21 protein-coding genes are annotated in these 22418 nt (G+C 60.4%); 14 read left to right on the plus strand and 7 right to left on the minus strand.

Annotated features, from left to right (window positions below; all coding sequences use genetic code 11):
- Positions 1 to 173: 173 nt before the first annotated feature.
- Positions 174 to 1667, minus strand: a complete 1494-nt coding sequence (locus AC07OG_RS21130) for a CoA-acylating methylmalonate-semialdehyde dehydrogenase (protein WP_218425815.1) — start codon at positions 1665 to 1667, stop codon at positions 174 to 176.
- 142 nt (positions 1668 to 1809) lie between these two features.
- Positions 1810 to 3159, minus strand: coding sequence for an omega-aminotransferase AptA (gene aptA / locus AC07OG_RS21135; RefSeq protein WP_060540545.1), 1350 nt, complete (start codon positions 3157 to 3159; stop codon positions 1810 to 1812).
- Between the two features lie 137 nt (positions 3160 to 3296).
- Here aptA and AC07OG_RS21140 point away from each other — a divergent pair, with 137 nt between their 5' ends.
- The 8 genes from AC07OG_RS21140 (at position 3297) to AC07OG_RS21175 (ending at position 12210) form a co-directional block, all read left to right on the plus strand.
- Entirely contained in the window at positions 3297 to 4217 is a 921-nt protein-coding gene (locus AC07OG_RS21140; protein WP_033059482.1) for a LysR family transcriptional regulator, read from the plus strand.
- A gap of 195 nt (positions 4218 to 4412) precedes the next feature.
- Positions 4413 to 5063: a TetR/AcrR family transcriptional regulator gene (locus AC07OG_RS21145; protein WP_060540544.1), complete on the plus strand. Its 651-nt coding sequence runs from the start codon at positions 4413 to 4415 to the stop codon at positions 5061 to 5063.
- 6 nt (positions 5064 to 5069) lie between these two features.
- Positions 5070 to 5651, plus strand: coding sequence for an IMPACT family protein (locus AC07OG_RS21150; protein ID WP_060540543.1), 582 nt, complete (start codon positions 5070 to 5072; stop codon positions 5649 to 5651).
- 570 nt (positions 5652 to 6221) lie between these two features.
- A complete protein-coding gene (locus AC07OG_RS21155) occupies positions 6222 to 7784 on the plus strand; it encodes an ABC transporter ATP-binding protein (RefSeq protein ID WP_495067998.1) in 1563 nt (520 codons plus the stop codon).
- An 11-nt stretch (positions 7785 to 7795) separates the two neighbouring features.
- The gene (locus tag AC07OG_RS21160) at positions 7796 to 8902 is read left to right on the plus strand and encodes an ABC transporter permease (RefSeq protein WP_495067999.1); all 1107 of its coding nucleotides are present in this window, start codon (positions 7796 to 7798) and stop codon (positions 8900 to 8902) included.
- On the plus strand, positions 8902 to 9828 hold the full coding sequence (locus AC07OG_RS21165) for an ABC transporter permease (RefSeq protein ID WP_495068000.1): 927 nt from the start codon (positions 8902 to 8904) through the stop codon (positions 9826 to 9828). Before AC07OG_RS21160 ends, AC07OG_RS21165 begins: the two co-directional genes overlap by 1 nt.
- 53 nt (positions 9829 to 9881) lie before the next feature.
- On the plus strand, positions 9882 to 10571 hold the full coding sequence (locus AC07OG_RS21170; protein WP_495068001.1) for an SDR family oxidoreductase: 690 nt from the start codon (positions 9882 to 9884) through the stop codon (positions 10569 to 10571).
- Between the two features lie 280 nt (positions 10572 to 10851).
- The gene (locus tag AC07OG_RS21175) at positions 10852 to 12210 is read left to right on the plus strand and encodes an 8-oxoguanine deaminase (RefSeq protein ID WP_060540538.1); all 1359 of its coding nucleotides are present in this window, start codon (positions 10852 to 10854) and stop codon (positions 12208 to 12210) included.
- Between the two features lie 34 nt (positions 12211 to 12244).
- On the opposite strand, the gene AC07OG_RS21180 is transcribed toward AC07OG_RS21175, so the two are convergent.
- Complete coding sequence (locus tag AC07OG_RS21180) at positions 12245 to 13333, minus strand: calcium:cation antiporter (RefSeq protein ID WP_495068002.1); 1089 nt, start codon at positions 13331 to 13333, stop codon at positions 12245 to 12247.
- Between the two features lie 317 nt (positions 13334 to 13650).
- Between AC07OG_RS21180 and AC07OG_RS21185 the strand changes: the two genes are divergently transcribed.
- The 3 genes from AC07OG_RS21185 to AC07OG_RS21195 all read left to right on the plus strand — a co-directional run bounded on the left by AC07OG_RS21185 (position 13651) and on the right by AC07OG_RS21195 (position 16891).
- Positions 13651 to 14733 (plus strand): BMP family ABC transporter substrate-binding protein, encoded by a 1083-nt coding sequence (locus tag AC07OG_RS21185; protein ID WP_060540536.1) that lies wholly within the window; start codon positions 13651 to 13653, stop codon positions 14731 to 14733.
- A gap of 156 nt (positions 14734 to 14889) precedes the next feature.
- On the plus strand, positions 14890 to 15855 hold the full coding sequence (locus tag AC07OG_RS21190) for a 2-oxoglutarate and iron-dependent oxygenase domain-containing protein (RefSeq protein ID WP_495068003.1): 966 nt from the start codon (positions 14890 to 14892) through the stop codon (positions 15853 to 15855).
- Between the two features lie 82 nt (positions 15856 to 15937).
- Positions 15938 to 16891, plus strand: coding sequence for an adenosine deaminase (locus AC07OG_RS21195; protein ID WP_060540534.1), 954 nt, complete (start codon positions 15938 to 15940; stop codon positions 16889 to 16891).
- Positions 16892 to 16946: 55 nt separating this feature from the next.
- Here AC07OG_RS21195 and AC07OG_RS21200 read toward each other — a convergent pair whose 3' ends face one another.
- Positions 16947 to 17681, minus strand: coding sequence for an ArsR/SmtB family transcription factor (locus AC07OG_RS21200; RefSeq protein ID WP_495068004.1), 735 nt, complete (start codon positions 17679 to 17681; stop codon positions 16947 to 16949).
- 223 nt (positions 17682 to 17904) lie between these two features.
- Complete coding sequence (vimR, locus tag AC07OG_RS21205) at positions 17905 to 18834, minus strand: transcription regulator VimR (RefSeq protein ID WP_060540532.1); 930 nt, start codon at positions 18832 to 18834, stop codon at positions 17905 to 17907.
- Positions 18835 to 18960: 126 nt separating this feature from the next.
- On the opposite strand from vimR, the gene AC07OG_RS21210 reads away from it, so the two are divergent.
- Positions 18961 to 19974 (plus strand): zinc-binding alcohol dehydrogenase family protein, encoded by a 1014-nt coding sequence (locus AC07OG_RS21210; RefSeq protein ID WP_495068005.1) that lies wholly within the window; start codon positions 18961 to 18963, stop codon positions 19972 to 19974.
- Between the two features lie 213 nt (positions 19975 to 20187).
- On the plus strand, positions 20188 to 20361 hold the full coding sequence (locus AC07OG_RS21215) for a hypothetical protein (RefSeq protein WP_177336950.1): 174 nt from the start codon (positions 20188 to 20190) through the stop codon (positions 20359 to 20361).
- An 8-nt stretch (positions 20362 to 20369) separates the two neighbouring features.
- On the opposite strand, the gene AC07OG_RS21220 is transcribed toward AC07OG_RS21215, so the two are convergent.
- Both AC07OG_RS21220 and AC07OG_RS21225 read right to left on the minus strand, forming a co-directional pair.
- Entirely contained in the window at positions 20370 to 21566 is a 1197-nt protein-coding gene (locus AC07OG_RS21220) for a multidrug effflux MFS transporter (protein ID WP_495068006.1), read from the minus strand.
- Positions 21567 to 21657: 91 nt separating this feature from the next.
- Positions 21658 to 21855, minus strand: a complete 198-nt coding sequence (locus AC07OG_RS21225; protein WP_060540529.1) for a heavy-metal-associated domain-containing protein — start codon at positions 21853 to 21855, stop codon at positions 21658 to 21660.
- Positions 21856 to 22003: 148 nt separating this feature from the next.
- Here AC07OG_RS21225 and AC07OG_RS21230 point away from each other — a divergent pair, with 148 nt between their 5' ends.
- Entirely contained in the window at positions 22004 to 22387 is a 384-nt protein-coding gene (locus AC07OG_RS21230) for a hypothetical protein (RefSeq protein ID WP_060540528.1), read from the plus strand.
- Positions 22388 to 22418 lie beyond the last annotated feature (31 nt).

The raw sequence follows: 22418 nt of genomic DNA on the forward strand, positions 1-22418 counted from the left end.
TGTTTACCAAGGAGTTTTCCGTTTCGACTGCGCCGGAAGTGGGGCGAATTATAGGCTTCCAGAATCTGCCGTCAACCGCTATTTTCATAAAACTGTCATATAAGTCAAAAAAACCCAGAAACACGAAGGCCGGCCCCCTTCATATAAGGAGGGCCGGCCTTCTTCCCTTCTACTTACAAGCTAGGGAATGCGAACTGCGACGCCTCATGGCTCGCACGCTGCGGCCAACGCTGGGTGATGGCCTTGCGACGGGTGTAGAAACGTACGCCGTCCGGACCGTAGGCATGCAGATCGCCAAACAGCGAGCGCTTCCAGCCACCGAAGCTGTGATAAGCCACTGGCACCGGCAAAGGTACGTTGACGCCAACCATACCGACTTCGATCTCGTCGCAGAAAAGGCGCGCAGCTTCACCGTCACGGGTGAAGATGCAGGTGCCGTTGCCATACTCGTGATCGTTGATCAGTTGCATGGCTTCTTCCAGGCTGTTGACCCGAACGACGCACAGCACCGGCCCGAAGATCTCTTCTTTATAGATGCGCATTTCAGGGGTGACGTTATCGAACAGGCAGCCACCCAGGAAGAAGCCTTCCTCGTGACCGGCCACGCTCAGGCCGCGACCGTCCACCACCAGCGTCGCGCCGGCAGCAACGCCGTCTTCCACATATCCGCTGACCTTGTCGCGAGCTTGACCGGTGACCAGCGGCCCCATGTCCAGGCCGCAGTTGGTACCGGCACCGATTTTCAACGCCTTGATCTGTGGTACCAGTTTGGCTACCAGCGCATCCGCCACCTGGTCGCCGACACACACCGCTACCGAGATCGCCATGCAACGCTCACCGCAGGAGCCGTAGGCGGCGCCCATCAATGCGCTGACAGCGTTATCCAGATCCGCGTCCGGCATCAGCACCGCATGGTTTTTCGCTCCGCCCAGCGCCTGGACGCGCTTGCCGCGCTTGGTGCCTTCGGCGTAAATGTATTCTGCAATCGGCGTCGAGCCTACAAAGCTCAGTGCCTTGACTTCCGGTGCTTCGATCAGGGCGTCCACCGCTGTCTTGTCGCCATGCACCACGCTCATCACGCCTTTCGGCAGACCGGCTTCCAACAGCAGCTGAGCGATCAGCAGAGTGGAGCTCGGATCACGCTCGGACGGTTTGAGGATGAAACAGTTGCCGCAGACGATCGCCAGCGGGTACATCCACAACGGCACCATCGCCGGGAAGTTGAACGGCGTAATGCCGGCCACCACGCCCAGTGGCTGGAAGTCCGACCAGGCATCAATGTTCGGGCCGACGTTACGGCTGTACTCGCCCTTGAGGATTTCCGGCGCCGCGCAAGCGAACTCGACGTTCTCGATGCCGCGTTTCAGTTCACCGGCGGCGTCTTCAAGGGTCTTGCCATGTTCTTCGCTGATCAACTGGGCGATACGCCCTTCGTTCTGCTCCAGCAATTGCTTGAAACGGAACATCACCTGGGCACGCTTGGCCGCAGGGGTGTTGCGCCAGGCCGGGAATGCAGCCTTGGCAGCATCGATAGCGCTCTGGATGGTTTCACGGGTGGCCAGCGGCAGTTTGTGAATGGCCTGGCCGGTGGACGGGTTGAACACATCAACCGCGCGACCGTTTTCGGTCACCAGTTCGCCATTGATCAAATGCGGAATAACGCTCATGGAAGCTCCTGAAAAGTTGTCCACAGGCGTCTTTCAAAGAACGCCTGCTATATAGATAGCTTTTGTGAGGGCCGGGTCTGAAACGATGGCGATCTTGAGGACGCTATCGCCAGCAAGCCGGCTCCTGCAGTGTGTCGGTGAATCAGTCGATCTTGCTTAGCACTTCGCCGACCGCATCGAACAGACGATCCAGGTCTTGCGGCTTGCTATTGAACGTTGGGCCGAACTGCAGGGTGTCGCCGCCGAAGCGTACGTAGAACCCTGCTTTCCACAGCGCCATGCCCGCTTCGAACGGACGCACGATGGCATCGCCATCACGCGGTGCGATCTGGATCGCACCGGCCAGGCCATAGTTACGAATGTCGATGATGTTCTTGGTGCCTTTGAGGCCGTGCAATGCATTTTCGAAATGCGGTGCGACTTCGGCCACGCTCTGCACCAGGTTTTCCTTTTGCAGCAGGTCGAGGGCTGCCAGGCCAGCGGCGCAAGCCACCGGGTGTGCCGAGTAGGTGTAGCCGTGGGGGAACTCCACCGCGTACTCAGGCGTGGCCTGGTTCATGAAGGTCTGATAGATCTCGGAGCTGGCAATTACCGCGCCCATCGGGATCGCGCCGTTGGTGACCTGTTTGGCGATGCACATCAGGTCCGGGGTCACGCCAAAGGTGTCGGCACCGAACATGTTGCCGGTGCGGCCGAAACCGGTGATTACTTCGTCGAATACCAACAGGATGTTGTGCTGATCGCAGATTTCGCGCAGACGCTTGAGGTAGCCCTTTGGCGGAACCAGCACACCGGCGGAACCGGCCAGAGGCTCGACGAATACCGCGGCGATGTTCGACGCGTCGTGAAGCTCGATCAGCTTCAGCAGTTCGTCAGCCAAGGCGATACCGCCCTGCTCCGGCATGCCACGGGAAAAAGCATTGCTCGCCAGCAGGGTGTGCGGAAGGTGGTCGACGTCCATCATGGCCTGGCCGAACAGTTTACGGTTGCCGTTGACGCCGCCCAGGCTGGTGCCGGCGATGTTCACGCCGTGGTAGCCACGGGCACGACCGATCATCTTGGTCTTGGTCGACTGGCCTTTGAGGCGCCAGTAGGCACGAACCATCTTCACCGCAGTGTCGGCACACTCGGAACCCGAGTCAGTGAAGAACACGTGGTTCAGGTTGCCCGGGGTCAGGTCGGTAATCTTTTCCGCCAACTGGAACGACAACGGGTGGCCGTATTGGAAGCCTGGCGAGTAATCGAGGGTGCCCAACTGTTTGGCCACCGCTTCCTGGATTTCCTTGCGGGTGTGCCCGGCGCCGCAGGTCCACAGACCGGACAGCGAGTCATAAACCTTGCGGCCTTTATCGTCGATCAGCCAGCTGCCTTCGGCACCAACGATCAGACGCGGGTCGCGCTGGAAGTTACGGTTGGCGGTGTAGGGCATCCAGTGAGCATCGAGCTTCAGCTGGCTGGCCAGGGAAGTCGGGGCGTTTTCAGGCAAGTTCATGAGCGAAACCTCGCAGGGCGATAAGCGGCGTGGAGTTGAAAGCGTTCTTGCAGCTAAATTGCCACGGCGATAAAGTCGGTGAAATGCAACACTTCTAACGTTCAGTCAGGCCCTCACTAAACTATCGAGTAACAAGCATGTCCAGCCGCCGTCCCGATCCGCTTGCACAAGTCAGCGACTTTGATATCCGCCTGTTGCGGATCTTTCGCAGTGTGGTCGAATGCGGCGGCTTCTCTGCGGCAGAAAGCGTGCTGGGCATCGGTCGCTCGGCCATCAGCCAGCAAATGAGCGACCTGGAGCAGCGGCTCGGCCTGCGCCTGTGCCAGCGTGGGCGTGCCGGTTTTTCCCTGACCGAAGAAGGCCGCGAGGTCTACCAGTCGGCCTTGCAATTGTTGAGCGCGCTGGAAAGTTTCCGCACCGAGGTCAATGGCCTGCACCAGCACTTGCGAGGCGAACTGACCATCGGCCTGACCGACAACCTGGTCACCCTGCCCCACATGCGCATCACCCACGCCCTCGCACAATTGAAGGAGCGCGGCCCGGACGTGCAGATCCAGATCCGCATGATCGCCCCCAATGAAGTCGAGCAAGGTGTGCTCGACGGTCGCCTGCATGTCGGCGTGGTGCCGCAGGCCAGTGCCCTCTCCGGGCTGGAATATCAACCGCTGTATAGCGAGCGTTCGCTGCTGTATTGCGCGGTTGGTCACCCCTTGTTTTATGTCGATGACAAACAACTGGACGACGAACGCCTCAACAGCCAGGACGCCATCGCGCCGACGTTCCGTTTGCCGGCGGAGATCCAGGCCCACTACCAGGCCCTCAATTGCACCGCCAGCGCCTCGGACCGTGAAGGCATGGCTTTCCTGATTCTGACCGGGCGCTACATCGGTTACCTGCCAGACCATTATGCGAGTCTGTGGGTGCAACAGGGCCGGCTGCGGGCGCTGAAACCCACGGTGCGTTTCTATGATTTGAGCCTGGCTTCGGTCACGCGCAAGGGTCGGCGCCCGCACCTGGTGCTGGAGAGTTTTCTCGAAAGCCTGGCCGCGACGCGCTGAACTTTGTAGGAGCAAGCCTGCTCGCGATGGGCGTCAACGATAACGCTGGGGGCCTGACACCCAGCGGTGCTCTGAGGTTCATCGCGAGCGGGCTCGCTCCTACAGGGGATTGTGGTGTTTTCGGATTTATTGCATGTTGCTAGAGGGTGCGTTATCAACGCATTGGCCGCCCCACCCACTTGCCCGGAAGTGCCCATGACCTTTGAAGTCCCAGCCCATGGCGGCAAACCTGCCAGCCGCATTCGTCAGAAAAACGAAGAGGCCATCATCAAAGCCGCCGAAGACGAGTTTGCCCGTCACGGGTTCAAAGGCACCAGCATGAACACCATCGCCCAGAATGCCGGCTTGCCCAAGGCGAACCTGCATTACTACTTCACCAACAAACTCGGTTTGTACGTGGCGGTGCTGAGCAACATCATCGAATTATGGGACAGCACCTTTAACACACTGACGGCCGAGGACGATCCTGCCGAGGCATTGACCCGCTACATCCGCGCGAAGATGGAATTTTCCCGACGCCAGCCACAAGCCTCGCGAATCTTCGCCATGGAAGTCATCAGCGGCGGCGAATGCCTGACCGAGTATTTCAACCAGGACTACCGCACCTGGTTCCAGGGTCGCGCCGGTGTGTTCCAGGCCTGGATCGATGCCGGTAAAATGGACCCGGTCGACCCGGTGCACCTGATCTTCCTGTTGTGGGGCAGCACCCAGCACTACGCCGACTTCGCCACGCAGATCTGCCGCGTCACCGGGCGCTCCAGGCTGACCAAACAAGACATGGAAGACGCCGGCAACAACCTGATCCACATCATTCTCAAGGGCTGCGGCCTGACACCTGCCATCTAAGTACCTATGCCCTTTACCCTCAGCGGTTTTTGCGAATACCGCGAAGAGATTCGCAAAAGCCGCTTCATCACCTTCGCGGCGCCCATCTCCAGCCCGGCCGAGGCCCAGGCGTTCATCGAGCAGCACAGCGACTTGAATGCCTCGCACAATTGCTGGGCGTGGAAGCTCGGCGATCAGTATCGCAGCACCGACGATGGCGAGCCTGGCGGTACGGCGGGCCGACCGATCCTGGCGGCGATCGACGCGCAGGATTGCGATCAGGTCGCGGTGCTGGTGATTCGCTGGTATGGCGGCATTCAACTGGGCACCGGCGGTCTGGCGCGGGCCTATGGAGGGGGCGCCAACAAATGCCTGCAAGCGGCGCCGAAGATCGAGCTGATCAGCCGGGTGGCGCTGCGCTGCGCCTGTGGATTTGCCGAGTTGGCACTGGTGAAGCTTCGGGTAGCAGAGGCTGACGGGCTGGTTGTAGAGGAAGCGTTTACCGCCAATGGTGTCGAGTTGCAGTTAGCGGTCGGCGAACAGCAGATAAAAAGGTTGCAGACGCATCTGGCGGATTTGAGCCGGGGGCGGATCGTTTTAGAGCGCTAGAAAATCAAACGATCGCAGCCGGCGGCCGCTCCAACAGGGTCGCGTTCTTTTGGGGCGCCGCGAATTTCCACATATTCCATATTTGCCCACATCTACTGTGCACCCGACTGTGGATAACCTGAGCACATTCCGCTGTAACCCTTCTGTCATGCGGCTTTGCGGGCTTTGTTCAATTTTCGTCCAACTGGCTGTCCGGCAACCAAAAGCCGCTTGAAAACAACTAGTTAGAGCGGTTTAGTTCCTTTAGAAGAAAGCCACTCAGTGCTTATGCCCGACATTTGAGCTTGCGCACAAATACTGTGGAGCAATCTGTGGATAACCCGTTCATGTCCCTCCCCGCGCCACAGCAGGCATGGGCTGCAATGATTTGTTCAATTTTTGATCATAAAACAATGGGCAAATCCGGAGCCTGATTAATGGCTCTGCCCTGATGTGGTGCCGACTTTGACCCGCCCCATGGCAAAGTTGTGGGCCCAAGGCCGTGGCTGGCCTACCTTGACCAATTTCCTGACCTAGTGGCCAGAAAATTGCTTTATCCACAGGCACAAGTCCAACCGCACCGAGCCTGTCATGCCCAATCCCGTTCCAACCGATCCGGTTCCGCGCCTGCAACTGCGCCGAATCAGCAAACGCTACCCCGGTTGCCTGGCCAACGATGCCATCGACCTGAGCATCGCTCCCGGCGAGATCCACGCCCTGCTCGGGGAAAACGGCGCCGGCAAAAGTACCCTGATGAAAATCATCTACGGCGTCACCCAGGCAGACTCGGGGGAAATGATCTGGCAAGGACAGCGGGTGTCCATGCGCAACCCGGCCCAGGCCCGGGGCATGGGAATCGGCATGGTGTTCCAGCATTTTTCGCTGTTCGAAACCCTGAGCGTGGCGCAGAACATCGCCCTGGCCATGGGCGCCGCCGCTGGTACGCCAGCGCAACTCGAGCCGAGGATCCGTGAAGTGTCCCGACGCTATGGCATGGCCGTTGAACCTGAACGACTTGTCCACAGCCTGTCCATCGGTGAACGACAACGGGTCGAGATCATTCGCTGCCTGATGCAGGACATTCGCCTGCTGATTCTCGATGAACCGACCTCGGTGCTGACCCCGCAAGAAGCCGACGAGTTATTCGTCACCTTGCGCCGGCTCGCTGCTGAGGGCTGCAGCATTTTGTTTATCAGTCACAAGCTCGGTGAGGTCCGCGCGTTGTGCCACGGTGCGACGGTGTTGCGCGGTGGTCGGGTGGCCGGGCATTGCGTGCCCGCCGAATGCTCGGATCAGCAATTGGCGCAGTTGATGGTCGGTGAAGCGGCGGCGTTGATCGCCGATTATCCGAAGGTCGCGGGCGCCAGCGCGTTTGTGCAGGTTCGCGGATTGTCTTGGAACAACCCGGACCCGTTCGGTTGCTCGCTCAAGGACGTCGACCTTGAAGTACGCAGCGGCGAAATCGTCGGTATCGCCGGGGTCGCGGGAAATGGCCAGGACGAATTGCTGGCCTTGCTCAGCGGCGAAGAACGCCTGCCCCGCGACAACGGCGCAACCATTAGCTTCGACGGCGAAGCGGTCGCCCATTTGCGTCCCGACGCACGCCGCAAGCTCGGGCTGGCCTTCGTTCCAGCTGACCGTCTTGGCCATGGCGCGGTACCGGAATTGAGCCTGGTGGATAACGCACTGCTCACGGCCTTTCAACAAGGTCTGGTCAGCTGCGGGCTGATCCGCAGGGCCAGAGTCGAGGCTCTTGCCGAGGACATTATCCGTCGCTTCGGCGTCAAGACGCCCGGCAGCCAAGCGCCGGCCCGCAGTCTGTCTGGCGGCAACTTGCAGAAGTTCATCCTTGGCCGGGAAATCCTCCAACAACCAAAACTGCTGGTCGCCGCGCACCCGACCTGGGGGGTGGATGTCGGTGCTGCCGCCACCATTCATCGAGCCTTGATCGCCTTGCGCGATGCTGGCGCGGCGATCCTGGTGATCTCCGAAGACCTCGACGAACTGTTCCAGATCAGTGATCGCCTCGGTGCGCTGTGCGGCGGGCGTCTGTCCGCGCTCCAGGCCACCGTCGATACCCGCCTGAGCGATGTCGGTGGCTGGATGGCCGGCCAGTTCGACGCATCCCAATCATCCGCATCCGCAATGCGCTAACGGAGTGTCACATGTTGCTTTCTCTTGAACCCCGTGGCCAACAATCGCGCCTGATGCTGTGGTGCTCGCCGTTGCTGGCGGCTGTCCTGACCCTGGCCTGTGGCTCGCTGCTGTTCATTGCCCTCGGGCATGATCCGCTGCTGACCTTGCATACCTTGCTGATCGCACCGGTCAGCGACCTGTATGGCGTCTCCGAATTGCTGGTCAAAGCCTTGCCGATCCTGCTCTGTGCCCTGGGCCTGGCCGTCGCTTACCAGGCGCGGATCTGGAACATCGGCGCCGAAGGCCAACTGCTGCTCGGCGCACTGGCCGGCAGCGCTTTGGCGGTGAATATCATCGGCCTGCAAAGCCGCTGGGCGCTGGTCATGATCCTGCTCACCGGCACCCTCGCCGGTGCCGCGTGGGGCGGGCTGACGGCCTGGTTGCGCACACGCTTCAATGCCAATGAAATCCTCACCAGCATCATGCTCAATTACATCGCGTTGAACCTGCTGCTGTACTGCGTGCATGGCCCGCTGAAAGACCCTGCCGGGTTCAACTTCCCCGAGTCGGCCATGTTCGGCGACGCCAGCCGCTTGCCCCTGTTGATGGAGGACGGTCGGGTGCACACGGGGGTGTATTTCGCCCTGCTCGCCCTGGTGGCGGTATGGGTACTGCTGCAGAAGAGTTTTGTCGGCTTCCAGATCAAAGTGCTCGGTCTGGACAAACGTGCCGCCGGCTTCGTCGGCTTTCGCGAGAAACGCCTGATCTGGCTGGCACTGTTGATCAGCGGCGGCCTGGCGGGCCTGGCCGGGGTCTGTGAAGTCACCGGCCCCATTGGCCAACTGGTGCCGCAGGTTTCGCCAGGCTATGGCTATGCGGCCATCACCGTGGCGTTTCTCGGGCGCCTCAATCCCATCGGTATTTTGTTTTCCAGCCTGTTGATGGCGCTGCTGTACATCGGCGGCGAGAGCTCGCAAATGACCCTGAACCTACCCCAGGCGATCACGCAATTGTTCCAGGGCATGATGCTGTTCTTCCTGCTCGCCAGTGACGTGCTGATTCTTTACCGACCACGTCTGAACCTGCGCTGGACCCGCCGCGCGCAAGCCACCGCCGTACATGCAGGAGCGCTGTGATGGATATCGATCTGCTAGGCAATATTTTCTTCGCCATGGTCCGTTGCGGTACGCCGTTGCTGCTGGTGGCGTTGGGCGAACTGATCTGCGAGAAAAGTGGCGTCCTCAACCTCGGCCAGGAGGGCATGATGCTGTTTGGCGCGGTAATTGGTTTTATCGTCGCCTTCAACAGCGGCAACCTGTGGCTCGGCGTGCTGCTGGCGATGCTGGCCGGAATGCTGTTGTCGGCATTGTTCGCCCTGGTGGCGTTGGTGTTCAACGCCAATCAGGTAGCCAGCGGATTGGCCCTGACGATTTTTGGCGTGGGTCTGTCGACCTTTGTCGGCGCGGCGTGGGTCGGTAAACCACTGGCCGGTTTCGAACCGCTGGCGATTCCGTATCTGAGCGGGATTCCGTTGCTGGGGCGAATGCTGTTTGCCCAGGACTTGCTGGTGTATCTGTCCTTCGCGTTGTTCGCGTTGGTGGCCTGGACGATTCTGAAGACTCGCGTCGGGCTGATCATCCAGGCCGTCGGCGAAAACCCGGATGCGGCCAGCGCCATGGGGCTTCCGGTTTTGACCGTGCGCACGCTGGCGGTACTGTTCGGTGGTGCGATGGCGGGCTTGGCCGGGGCCTATCTGTCCCTGGCCTATACACCGATGTGGGCCGAGAACATGAGCGCCGGACGTGGCTGGATCGCCCTGGCACTGGTGGTGTTTGCCAGCTGGCGGGTGTGGCGACTGCTGCTTGGGGCTTACCTGTTCGGGCTGGCCAGCATCCTGCATCTGGTAGCGCAGGGACTGGGGCTGGCAATCCCGTCGAGCCTGCTGGCGATGCTGCCGTATATCGCGACCATCGTGGTGCTGGTGCTGCTGTCCCGGGATGCGCTGCGAACGCGGCTGTACGCGCCGGTGTCGTTGGGGCAGCCGTGGCAGGCGGGGCATTAGTCGGCAACTATAATGGCCTCTTGCACGAGTCTCAACACTCAAGGAGGCCACTCATGTCCACAACAAAAACCGCCCTCATCATCGGCGCCTCCCGCGGGCTGGGCCTGGGTCTGGTGAAAACCTTGCTGGCCGACGGCTGGCAAGTCACCGCCACCGTGCGCAACCCGCAGAACGCCGAAGCCTTGAAGGACCTGGGCAAGGTACAGATCGAGAAGCTCGACATGGACGATCAGCGAGCAGTGCTGGAACTGAGCCAGCAGCTCAAGGGAGATGTATTTGACCTGTTGTTCGTCAACGCCGGGGTCAAAGGCCCGCAGGTTCAGACACCCAATGGCGGCGCGACCATCGCCGACGTCGGTCAGCTGTTTTTCACCAACGCGGTGGCCCCGATCAATCTGGCTGAACGTTTTATCGGGCAGATCCGGCCGGACACCGGCGTGCTGGCGTTCATGAGTTCGGTACTGGGCAGCGTGACCATGCCCGACTCACCCGATCTTGCCCTGTACAAGGCCAGTAAGGCGGCGCTGAACTCCATGACCAGCAGCTTCGTCGCGCAGTTGGGCGAAACCGGGCTCACCGTGCTGTCGCTGCACCCGGGCTGGGTGAAGACCGACATGGGGGGTGAAGGTGCCGATATCGATGTGCAAACCAGTACACGTGGTTTGGTCGATCAGGTGAATGCGTACGTCGGCAAGGGTGGGCATCACTTCATCAATTACAAAGGCGAAACCATTCCCTGGTAACACCACCGCCCCCCTTGTAGGAGCGAGCGTGCTCCGGGCGGCGTTCCGACGATGAACCCGAGAACACCGCGGGGTGTCAGGCTCCCAGCGTTATCGTTGACGTCCATCGCGAGCATGCTCGCTCCTACAGGGGGATTGCGCCACCCGGTCGGGCCGGGCTTGCCCGCCGGGGCGTTTTGATCGAAACTGCGCGCCTCGCCTCCCCGGCGAACCTGGATCAGCAGACAGGGCAACACTGAGCTGGCAACCCTGAACCCAACTTTCAGAGGAGCCGGCCAACATGCCTGCGACCCGTACCTGGTTAAAAAACCCCCTCGCCATTTTCACGGCCAACGGTCTCGATGCCCGTGGCGGTCTGGTGCTGCAAGACGGATTGATCGTCGAAGTGCTCAGCGCCGGACAGCAACCTTCTGCACCTTGCACTGAAGTCTTCGATGCCCGCGAGCATGTGATCCTGCCGGGGCTGATCAACACCCACCACCACTTCTATCAGACCCTGACCCGCGCCTGGGCGCCGGTGGTTAACCAACCATTGTTCCCTTGGCTGAAAACCCTGTACCCGGTCTGGGCACGCCTGACTCCGCAAAAGCTCGCCCTCGCTACCAAGGTCGCACTGGCCGAGTTGCTGCTGTCCGGTTGCACCACGGCGGCCGATCACCATTACCTGTTTCCTGAAGGCCTGGAAAATGCAATCGACGTGCAAGTCGAAAGCGTTCGCGAACTGGGCATGCGCGCCATGCTCACCCGCGGCTCCATGAGCCTGGGCGAGAAGGACGGTGGCCTGCCGCCGCAACAGACGGTGCAGGAAGGCGAAGTCATTCTCGCCGACAGCCAGCGCTTGATCGCCGAATACCACGAACGCGGTGACGGCGCGCAAATCCAGATCGCACTGGCGCCCTGCTCGCCGTTCTCGGTGACACCGGAAATCATGTCGGCCAGCGCCGAGCTGGCGAACAAACTCGATGTACGCCTGCATACCCATCTGGCGGAAACCCTCGACGAAGAAGACTTCTGCCTGCAACGCTTCGGCCTGCGTACCGTGGATTATCTGGACAGCGTCGGCTGGCTCGGCCCGCGCACCTGGCTAGCCCATGGTATTCACTTCAACCCGGATGAAATCGCCCGTCTCGGCGCAGCCGGCACCGGTATCTGCCATTGCCCGAGTTCGAACATGCGCCTGGCTTCCGGTATCTGCCCAAGCATCGATTTGACCGATGCCGGCGCCCTGCTTGGCCTGGGTGTGGACGGCTCGGCTTCCAACGATGCCTCGAACATGATGCTCGAAACCCGTCAGGCCCTGTACATCCAGCGCCTGCGTTATGGCGCCGAGAAAATCACCCCGGAACGCGTACTGGGTTGGGCCACCAAAGGTTCGGCCAGTCTGCTGGGGCGTACCGATATCGGTGAGATCGCGGTGGGCAAACAGGCTGACCTGGCCCTGTTCAAACTCGACGAACTGCGTTTCTCCGGCAGCCACGATCCAGTGTCGGCACTCTTGCTGTGCGGCGCCGACCGCGCGGATCGGGTGATGGTCGGTGGCAAGTGGCGGGTGATCGACGGTCAGGTCGAGGGGCTGGATCTGAAAGGGTTGATTGCCGATCACAGCCAGGCGGCTCGCCAGCTTATTGCCGGGGTCTGACCAACCACCGCTCCCACAAGCGTCTTGCGGATTTTTAGAGGCCCAGCAGCGACAACATGATAAATGTCGCAAACAGCACAAAATGGGTCATGCCTTCGATGGCGTTGGTTTCGCCATCGTTGAGGTTGATGGCGCTGACGATCAGGGTGATGAAGATCATCACGGTCTGCACCGGGGTCATGGCCATCTGGAATGGCTGGCCGGTGTAGAGCGCCATCGCTTCCATTACCGGCACCGTCAGGATCACCGTCGACAACGACGCGCCCATGGCGATGTTGACCACCGACTGCATGCGATTGGCCAGCGCCGCCCGCAGTGCCGTCAGAATTTCCGGTGCCGCCGAGATCGCCGCCACCAGGATCGCCGTGATCACCGGCGGCGCACCCGTACCTTCCAGGCCCAGATCGAGAGTCTTGGACATCACCTCGGCCAGCGCACCAATCACCACCACGCCGAACACCAGGGTCGCAATGCTCAGCGCCAGATTGATCGGCTGCGGCTCTTCTCCGGGCTCCTTCCTGCGGCGTTTTTCCGGGTAGCTGTAGCTGAAAAAATAGCTGTGCGGCCCGACCTGCATGCGCAGGAACAAGGCATAAAGCACCACCATCGCGCCGATGGTAAAGGCCGAATAGATCTTCCAGTTGGCTTCGGGAATGAACTCCGGCACCACCATCGACACGCCCATGGCGGTGAGGATCATCACGCTGTAGCTGCGGGCCGAATCGTCGTTGTAGGACTGCTCGCCGTGTTTGAGCCCGCCCATCAGCGCGGCGAGTCCGAGGATGCCATTGATGTCGAGCATCACCGCCGAGTAAATCGTGTCGCGCACCAGTGTCGCTGACGCTTCATTGCTCATCATGATCGCCAGGATCACCACCTCCACCAGCACTGCGGCCAGAGTCAGGATCATCGTGCCATAGGGGTCACCGACTTTTTCCGCCAGCAGTTCGGCTTGATGGGCTACGCGCATGGAGGCGGCAACGATGAACGCGATCAGCACCAGGCCGCTGATCAGCGCAACGAGCTGCCCGCTGTGCAGCATCCAGTGCTCCAGCGCGAAGGCAACGACGGCAGCGATCAGCGCCAGTAGCAGAAAGGTTTCTTGCTTGAGCACGGTAAGCATGGCGGGCCTTTTGCCGAGGGGGGCGGATGACTTAACTGACTGCACGATGGCGCTAATGGTTCGTTACACCTTAGTGCACCACGGGCAGGCAGGAAGATGCATCGGCGCACCGAAGTACGCCATCGCTGGCAAGCCAGCGCCTACAAGGTGAACGGCGATCCGGCTTTTGCAGGAGCCGGCTTGCCGGCGATAGGGCCATTCCAAACACCGGACCCCCTTGAATCTTCGGTTTTGTTGTCCTGTTGGTCAGCAATTTGCATTGCCCTGTGCAAGCCCAAGTGCCCAGCCAATCCAAACAACAACATGGAGTTTCATTCATGCATAAACGTCCATTGAAGAAGCTGCTTTGCGCCGTGACCGCGGCCATCGGCCTGAGCGTCGGCCTGACCGCCAGTGCCAACGACCCGCTGAAAGTCGGCTTCGTCTATATCGGTCCGATCGGTGACCATGGCTGGACGTATCAGCATGAACAGGGGCGCAAGGAACTGGCGGATAAATTCGGTGCGCAGATCACCACCAACTACGTGGAGAACGTCGCCGAGGGTGCCGACGCCGAGCGGGTGATCCGCAACATGGCCAAGGACAAATACGACCTGATCTTCACGACCTCCTTCGGCTACATGAACCCGACCCTGAAAGTCGCCAAACAGTTTCCCAAGGTGACCTTCGAACATGCCACCGGCTACAAGCAGGACAAGAACCTCGGCACTTACCTTGCGCGCACCTATGAAGGTCGCTACGTCGGCGGCTTCCTTGCGGCGAAGATGACCAAGACCAAGAAGGTCGGCTACGTCGCCTCGTTCCCGATCCCGGAAGTGATCCGCGACATCAACGCCATCCAGTTGGCCTTGAACAAGTACAACCCCGGCACCGAAATCAAGGTGGTGTGGGTCAACTCCTGGTTCGATCCGGGCAAGGAAGCCGACGCCGCCAATGCCCTGATTGATCAGGGCGTGGACGTGGTGTTCCAGCACACCGACAGCCCGGCACCGATCCAGGCAGCCGAACGTCGCGGCGTGTATGCCGTGGGCTACGCTTCGGACATGGCGCACTTCGGGCCGAAGGCGGTGCTCACCTCCATCGTCAACGATTGGGGCCCGCACTACATCCAGGCGACACAAAGCGTGCTCGACCATGACTGGAAACCGCAGGACTACTGGGGCGGGTTGAAGGAAGGCACCGTTGAACTGCCCATCAGCGACCTGGTGCCAGCAGCAGTGAAGAGCGAAGCCGAGCAGCTCATTGCCGACATCAAGAGCGGTACGCTGCAGCCGTTCACCGGGCCGATCAAGGATCAGGCCGGCACCGAGAAAATCCCGACGGGTGTGAGTGCAACCATGGCGGAACTGGCGTCGATGAACTACTACGTCGAAGGCATGAAGGCCGAGATGCCCAAGTAAACACCGCCACCTGTACCTGTACCTGATGTAGGAGCGAGCATGCTCGCGATGGACTCAAGAACACCGCGGGGAACCAGACTCCCCCGCGTTATCGTTAACGACCATCGCGAGCGCGCTCGCTCCTACAGGGATTTTCAGCGTTCTTAAGGGTTTTGTATGAACAGCCTTCCCGTCATCGACATCAGCCCGCTTTACAGCGACGATCAGAATGCCTGGTCCGCCGTGGCGAACCAGATCGACCAAGCCTGCCGCGAATGGGGCTTTTTCTATATCAAGGGTCACCCGATTTCCGTCGAGCGTATCGATGCCGTGCTCGACAGCGCCCAACGCTTCTTCGACCAGCCTGCCGCCGAGAAGCTGAAGATCGATATCACCCAGACCCGCCACCATCGCGGTTACGGCGCAATAGCTACTGAACAACTCGATCCGAGCAAACCCAGCGACCTGAAAGAAACCTTCGACATGGGCCTGCACCTGCCGGCCGACCACCCGCAAGTGCTGCTGGAAAAACCCTTGCGCGGCCCCAATCGCCATCCGTCGCTACCCGGCTGGGAGGCGCTGATGGAGCAACATTACGTCGACATGCAGGCGCTCGCGCAAACCCTGTTGCGCGCAATGACCCTGGCGTTGGGGATCGAGCAGGATTTCTTCGATACACGCTTCAGTGAGCCGGTCAGTGTGCTGCGCATGATTCACTACCCGCCACGCCACACCGCCAGCTCCGAAGAGCAGCAAGGCGCCGGCGCCCACACTGATTATGGCTGCATCACCCTGCTTTATCAGGATGCCGCCGGCGGCCTGCAAGTGCGCAACGTCAAAGGCGAATGGATCGACGCGCCACCGATCGACGGCACCTTCGTGGTCAACCTTGGCGACATGATGGCGCGCTGGAGCAACGACCGTTACCTGTCGACGCCGCACCGGGTGATCAGCCCGCAAGGTGTGGATCGCTATTCGATGCCGTTCTTCGCCGAGCCGCATCCGGACACCCGCATCGAATGCCTCCCCGGCTGCCAGGATGAACAGCACCCGGCCAAGTATCCGCCGACCACCTGCGCCGAATTCCTGCTCTCGCGTTTCGCCGATACCTACGCCTATCGAAGGGAGCTAGAAGCCGGTTGATCGACCTGCTGGTCAGGTTTAACCAAATGTTGCTGCGAGCATCTGTAGAATGGCGGGCATTGCACCTGATGAGAAAAGAATTATGTACGACTGGCTGAACGCCCTGCCCAAGGCAGAACTGCACCTGCACCTGGAGGGCTCGCTGGAGCCTGAGTTGCTGTTCGCCCTGGCCGAGCGCAACAAGATCGCCCTGCCGTGGAGCGATGTTGAAACCCTGCGCAAGGCCTACGCCTTCAACAACCTGCAAGAGTTTCTCGACCTGTACTACCAGGGCGCGGACGTGTTGCGCACCTCCCAGGATTTCTACGACCTGACCTGGGCCTACCTGTTGCGATGCAAAGAACAGAACGTGATTCACACCGAACCGTTCTTCGACCCGCAGACCCACACCGATCGCGGCATCCCGTTCGAGGTGGTACTCAACGGCATCGCTGCCGCACTCAAAGATGGCGAGCAACAACTGGGTATCACCAGTGGTTTGATCCTCAGCTTCCTGCGTCACCTGAGCGAAGAACAGGCCGAGAAAACCCTCGACCAGGCGCTGCCGTTCCGCGATGCCTTCGTCGCCGTCGGCCTGGACAGCTCCGAAATGGGCCACCCGCCGAGCAAATTCCAGCGCGTGTTCGATCGCGCCCGCCATGAAGGTTTTCTGACCGTCGCCCACGCCGGTGAAGAAGGCCCGCCCGAGTACATCTGGGAAGCCCTCGACCTGCTGAAAATCCAGCGCATCGACCATGGCGTACGCGCCATCGAAGACGAACGCCTGATGCAACGCATCATCGACGAACAGATCCCGCTGACCGTGTGCCCGCTGTCGAACACCAAGCTTTGCGTGTTCGATCACATGTCGCAGCACAACATCCTCGACATGCTGGAACGTGGTGTGAAGGTCACGGTGAACTCCGATGATCCGGCGTACTTCGGCGGCTATGTCACCGAAAACTTCCATGCGCTGCACACGCATCTGGGCATGACCCAGGACCAGGCCACTCGCCTGGCGCAGAACAGCCTGGATGCGCGGTTGATCAAACCGTAAGTGACCGAAGTGCAGATGCAGGAGCGACAATGAGTCGCCCTGCATCTTTGGCGTACTAGAGCGCAAGTTCCAGCTCGGCTTCCCTGACAAACCGTTGGATTTCACGCTGCCCGGCGACGCTCACCTGCAAGGCTCGCGAATCGCCGTGCAAACTCAGCCAGCCCGACTGCATGAACAATTGCAGCAAGGCCGCGCCAAGCGAGCCGCCCATGTGCGGTCGTCTTTCACTCCAGTCAGGACATGCGCAGCAAATACTGCCGTTACGATGGGCCAGTGCCTGGATGAACACACCCCGTGCCGCCAGCCCGGTCGCGCCCTTATGCGTCACACTCACTCGCTGATCGAACTGCTCGATCCAGCCCGCATCCAGCAGACGCTGGTACACCTCCGCCGCCAGGGTGCCTCCAAGGTGATCGTCGCACAGACGTGCGCGCAGCAATGACGAAGGTTTCGCCTGGGGCTTGTACAGGGGCGCAGTACGCTTGAAGACGGCCGGAATGTCCCGGGGCGCGCTGGCGATGCTTGCACTGGCCAGCGCTTCGATTGCCGCCCCCACTTCCGGCGCCGCCAGGCGGAAAAAGCGTTTGCGCCCGCGGCTTTCGACTTTCAACAGACCACCAGCGGACAAGCGTCCCAGGTGTGCACTGGCCGAAGATGGTGACAGGCCCGCCAGCAATGCCAGCTCTTCGGTTGCTCGAGCCGAGCCATCCATCAAGGCCCACATCATCGCACTGCGCTTTGGCTCAGCCAGCAATGTGGCTATCTGGCTGATGCAAGGTGCATGTTCCATGTATTCACTCCCTGTTGAATCGTTCCGTCTACTGCCCGCAGACATCCGCTGATGTACCGCCGGCCGTGGCGCTGATGACGTCTTGAGTCTGGCGACTCAATGACAAGCCGCCGATCTGTAGATGAGGCACACGATAGTGTATGCAGATTAGTCGTCTGCTCCCGCCCGACGCCAACCCCAGGTGCTGATAGGTTCTGAGAGAAATTTCTCTTTTTTCGTGCGACTAATGATCGATCTTCGATAAACCCGGAAATTGACTACTCAACCCGGCGCATCGGCTGGCGAGCATTTCACGCAAAAGGTTCACCGGCTTACTCAATTGCGCCCGATGGGCACACAGCAGATTCAGCGGTGCGCGTTCACACAGCAACTCCGGCATCAGTATTTTCAAACGACCGGCGAGCACATCGGCGGCGACATCAAGCCACGACTTGTAAGCGATCCCTGCACCCGCCACGGCCCACAACCGCACGACGTCGGCATCGTCGCTGAAGCGATCACCGTTGACGGTCAGGCCGACCTGGCGTTTGCCATCGTGGAAACTCCAGTGGTCGTGGACCCGGCTGCCGAGCATGTACAACAAGCAGTTGTGCTGCGCCAATTGCTCCAGTTGCCGTGGCTCGCCATGCCTGGCCAGATAATCCGGGGAAGCGCAGAGTACACGGCGGTTGTGCGTGGCGATGGGCAGCGCCACCAGGCTGGAATCCTCCGGTTCGCCGTAACGCAAGGCAATGTCCACCGGCTGGCGGAACAGGTCGGCAATGCGGTCACCCAGCAGCAAGCGCACGGTGAGTTTCGGATGCTCGCGCTGAAATGCGTCAAGCCACGGCAGGAGCAGATTGCGCCCGAAGTCCGAGGGTGCCGACAGCTGAAGAATCCCGCTGACCTGATCCTGGCCGCTGGCCAACAGCCGTCGACCTTCATCGAGATTGCTCAAGGCCGCGCGAGCGTACTCAAGAAAACCCTCGCCCTCGGCAGTCAGGCGCAGGCTGCGAGTGGAGCGGGCGAGCAAGCGCGCCCCGAGTTGCTGTTCGATACGTTTGAGCGCCGCACTGGCCACCGCCGCCGACATGTCCATGCCACGCGCGGCCGCCGACAGGCTACCCAGGTCCGCCGCCCGGACAAATAGCTGCAAGTCATCGAAACGCAACATCTCAAGCTCCGATTATCAAAAAAATATTGAAAGAGACTGCTCTTGTAGCCGGTTTTATCTTCGCAAGAAATAGCCAATCATCTGTCCCATCCCGTCTTACCTTTATTTGTGTTCCAGGAGCCCTACATGAAAGCCGTTGCCTACTACTCGTCTTTGCCAATCAGCGACGACAATGCCCTGCAGGACATTGAACTGCCCGAGCCGGTTGCCGGCCCCCGCGATCTCTTGGTGGAAGTCAAAGCCATTTCGGTCAACCCGGTGGATACCAAGGTGCGTCAGAATGTGCAGCCTGAAGGTGGCGCGGCGAAAGTGCTGGGCTGGGACGTGGCTGGCGTGGTCAAGGCCGTTGGCAGTGAAGTGTCGCTGTTCAAGGCTGGCGACAAGGTGTTCTACGCCGGCTCCATCGCCCGGGCAGGCGCCAACAGTGAGCTGCATGTGGTGGATGAACGCATTGTCGGGCACATGCCCCGCACGCTCGATTTCGCCGAAGCCGCTGCACTGCCCCTGACCGCAATCACTGCCTGGGAGCTACTGTTCGAACGCCTGCAAGTGCGCGAAGGCAACATCGACGAAGGCCAGAGCTTGCTGATCGTCGGTGCAGCCGGTGGCGTGGGTTCGATCCTGACGCAACTGGCCAGCCAGCTCACCGGTCTGAAAGTCATCGGCAGCGCTTCGCGTGCGCAGACCCAGAGCTGGGTGAAAGAGCTGGGCGCCGACCTGGTGATCGACCATAGCCAGCCATTGAGTGAAGAACTCAAGCGTGCAGGCCTGGATCAGGTGACCCATGTCGCCAGCCTGACCCAGACTGACCAGCACCTCGATCAACTGGTCGAAGCCTTGGCCCCTCAAGGCAAGCTGGCTCTGATCGATGATCCCAAGTCGCTGGACGTGGTAAAACTCAAGCGCAAGAGCCTGTCGCTGCACTGGGAATTCATGTACACCCGCTCGCTGTTTGAAACCGCCGACATGATCGAGCAGCACAACTTGCTCAATCGCGTCGCCGGACTGATTGACGCCGGCACCCTGAAAACCACGGTTGGCGAACACTTCGGCGCCATCAACGCAGCCAACCTGCGCCGTGCCCATGCACTGCTGGAAAGCGGCAAGGCCAAGGGCAAGATTGTTCTGGAAGGGTTCTGAGCTCAATCGCCCTGCAAGGAGATACCGCGCACAATCAGGAAACCGGGAGGTAGAGCCTCTCTCTCCCGGAGCCCCGAGGCTCTGATTATTTTTGTTACACACCGTCAGTCCGACAGTTGACCCTTGTCACAAAAGCGCTCGTATAGAGGACTACAATCGAATCTCCTGTGAGGCAACCTTTTGCATGACGTCTTTTACAAGAGGAGATCAGCTGTGAAGATCCTGATAAAAGAACTGGCAAAATCCCAGTGGCAAGTCAATCTTGACCAGCATGCCGTGACTTTCCGTAGCGAAGCGGAAGCCCGTGCTTTTACCCGCACCCTGGAAGCACGTATCCAGGCACCCCACCAGATTCCCCTCCTCTATCCGCAGCGTGCTGCTGGCTGAGCCTCACCTCAAGCCTGGGCCTTCTGCAATACCCGGGTATTCTGCAAACGCCGGGTGAGCATCGCGACGCTCACCACCAGAACGCCGCACAGGCTGATGACCATGGCCATCGGCATGGCGCTGCCGTCGTGCAACACGCCTACCAGCGCGGCAGCACCTGCCGCCACGCTGAATTGCAGGCAGCCAAGCATGGCCGAAGCGCTGCCGGCGCGTGCCCCCTGGCCGCTCATCGCACAGGCCGAGGCGTTGGGAAGAATGCAACCGAGACTGGCGATACAGACGAACAACGGAATCAGCAGTGGCCACAGTTTTTCGGTTTGCAGCGAGCTGACCGCGAACAACGTCAGGCCGGCCGCCAGATAAATCCACACCGCACGCGCCAGCAAAAAAGCCGGGCCACGTTTTGCCAGTAACCGCGCGTTGATCTGCGAGACCAGAATCAATCCTGCCGCGTTGATGCCGAACAGCCAGCCGAAGTGCTCGGCGGGAACGCCATAAAGCTTGATAAAGACAAACGGTGATCCAGCGATGTAGGCAAACATCCCGGCAATGGCAATGCCTCCGGTCATGGCGTGGCCGAGGAACACCGGGTCAGCCAATAGCCGACCGTACTGGCGCAACGCCCCCGAGAGTGGTTGACGCGGCACATGGGCTGGCAAACTCTCCGGCAATCCGAAGGCCACGGCCAAGCCCGCCAATGCACTGAACCCGCTCAGGGCGAGGAATATCGATTGCCAACCGGTGGTGTTGACCAACAGCCCGCCAAGCATCGGCGCGAGAATCGGTGCCAGCCCCATCACCAGTATCAGTTGCGAAAAGACTTTTGCCGCCCCCACTGCATCGCATTTGTCGCTGACCACCGCCCGGGAGATCACCATTCCCGCACACCCGCCCAGCGCCTGGACAAAACGTGCGCCGATCAGCCACTCCAGGTTCGGTGCATAAGCACACGCCAGAGAAGCAACGGTGAACAGGCCGACCCCCGTCAGAAGTGGAATGCGTCGGCCGAAACGATCCGCTACCGGGCCGTAGGCAAGCTGACCGATGGACAAGCCGAGGAAGTACGCCGCCAGCGTCAACTGAACGTGCTGTTCGTCCGTGGCGAACGCCAGCGCCATGGCCGGAAACGCCGGCAGATAGAAGTCGATCGCCAGTGGACCGAAAGCGCTCAAGGCGCCGAGAATCAGAATGGTGCGAAAGTTCATCAGGCATCCAGAGGGGCAAGAGTCGGCAGCCCGACAGTCTAGCCGCCCATGGACGCCTTGAACATTCCGATAGCTCGCTAACTATCAAAAATCAGACCAACTGGATGCCATAGCCTTCTTCGCGAATCGCCTCCATAACCTGTTGCGCCGTCAAGGCACTCTCGACACCCACCTCCCTGGCAGCCAGATCGACGCGCACGCTGGCCGCCGGATCTTTAGCCTGCACTGCCTGGGTGATGGCCTTGACGCAATGACCACAGGACATGCCTTCAACATTGAAAACCTGCATGGAATGACTCCTTTGATGAGGGTTGAGTAAAGTCTCGGGCTTGCCTCCATGGCAAGGTCAAGTTCTGCAGCTATCTGCCGGGCTGGCAATCGACGTCGCGCTCGGCCAAGCTGCGTCCATCAATGACTCGAACTCAGGAGATTCAGCCATGCGCTGGTCAGCTTTCAGCCTGTTTGGCTTCCTCAGCCTTTTCGCCGCCCTGCCCTCGGCACATGCCAACGGGGAGGATTACGGCGTGCTGGTGATTTCCCGCGAGCGCCTGGAAGTCGCAACTTCTTGCGAGATCGGCGTGTACATCCAGGATCAACTGGCGGCGCGTCTGTTTCAGGAACAGAGCACTTCGTTCAACCTGCCGCCGGGCAATGTGTCGCTGCGTCTCAAGCTGCTGCCGGGGCAAACGCCGGGCTGCAACCCGGGCATGCTCGCCCCGGGCTCACAGCAGATTTCGCTCAAGGCCGGGGATGTGCTCAAGTACCGGATCGCGATGACGCAGGAAGGGATGTATCTCAAGCGTGCTGACCTCGGATATTGAGCCCGATCCCCTGTATGAGCGAGCATGCTCG

It is taken from the genome of Pseudomonas sp. GW821-FHT09H03 (genome assembly GCF_059415945.1).